The organism is Micromonospora sp. NPDC006766 (genome assembly GCF_040636055.1).
Taxonomy (GTDB): domain Bacteria; phylum Actinomycetota; class Actinomycetes; order Mycobacteriales; family Micromonosporaceae; genus Micromonospora.
Window position 1 is genome coordinate 1 of sequence record NZ_JBEYIX010000122.1, and the last position, 1,346, is coordinate 1,346.

The 1,346-nt window shown below is 64.9% G+C and carries 1 protein-coding gene; it reads left to right on the plus strand.

What is annotated here, in order from left to right:
• Positions 1 to 224 precede the first annotated feature (224 nt).
• Entirely contained in the window at positions 225 to 1,292 is a 1,068-nt protein-coding gene (locus ABZ671_RS32565) for a tyrosine-type recombinase/integrase (protein WP_357865363.1), read from the plus strand.
• Positions 1,293 to 1,346: the final 54 nt, after the last annotated feature.

Genomic DNA, 1,346 nt, shown 5'->3' on the forward strand with positions numbered 1-1,346 from the left:
AACCGAGCTGAATTGCATTGGCTGCAACATTGAGCATCCTGATGACTCGTTCAACGAGGTTGGGGCGGGTTGGTAACGACTCGGCGCGCTGGCTGGTGTTTGTGCTGGTGGCAGGCAGGCGTGGGTGGCTCGACCGTATCCAGGTTCAACGATGTTGCGTTGGATGCATCGTGGGTAGGACAGGTGGTTTAGCGGGCTCGGCGGCGTTGTCGCTGGTGCCGGGCGTGGCGCATTTGGATCCGCAGCGGGCGGCGTTCGCGGCGATGGTGGATGGGTGGTCGGTTCAGCAGCGGTCGCGGAATTTGAAGTCGAAGACGATCGCGCCGCGGTTGGCGTTGGTGCGGAGGTTGGTGGAGTTCAGTAATCAGTACCCGTGGCAGTGGTCGGCCGGTGAGGTGGAGGCGTTCCTGGCGAGCCTTCGGTCGGGGGCTGGGCCGGTGGCGGTGTCGACGTTGCGCAACTACGAGGTCTGTCTGCGGCTGTTCCTGGATTACGTGACCGACGCACGGTATGGCTGGCCGTCGGCGTGCTTGGAGCGTTTCGGTGCCGCGCCGGTGCAGTTGCTGCACGAGTGGAATTCGGTGGCGCACGTTGCCGAGTACGAGGGTGATGCGCGGCGGCGGCCGTTGAGCTATGACGAGGTGCAGGCGTTGTTCGACGCCGCTGACGCCTCTGTTGAGCAGATCCGTGCGCGGGGGCGTAAGGGGGCGTTGGCCGCGCAGCGGGACGCCGCCCTTCTCAAGGTCATCTATGCGTTTGGGTTGCGGCGCGGCGAGGCGTGCGGGCTGGATATTCAGGATCTGCGGCACAATCCGAAGGCTCGTCAGTTCGGTCGGTTCGGCGCGCTGATGGTGCGCCATGGCAAGGCGTCTCGTGGTGGTGCGCCGAAGCGGCGCACGGTTTTGACGGTTCCGGAGATGGACTGGGTCGTCGGGGTGCTGGAGCAGTGGATGGATGAGCTGCGTCCGCTGTTCAATGCTGGCAAGCATGCGGCGATGTGGGTGACGGAGCGGCGTGGGCGGATGTCGCGGCGTGCGGTCAACGACGCGTTCGCGCAGGCCCGTGAGGCAGCCGGTCTCGATGAGTATCTGGATCTGCACTGCTTGCGGCATTCGTATGTGACGCACCTGGTGGAGTTCGACTATCCGCAGCGGTTCGTGCAGGAACAGGTCGGTCACCGTCACGCCTCGACCACGGCGATTTACACGGGGGTGTCGGACGAGTACCGCAACCGTCTTGTTCAGCGATCGCTGGGGCAGCGGTTCGCCGATCTGGGGGTGGGGCAGCGGTGAAAGTGAAGATGGGGGTGCGGTGGAAGCTGCGGCGGCTGATGGCCGACCACGACC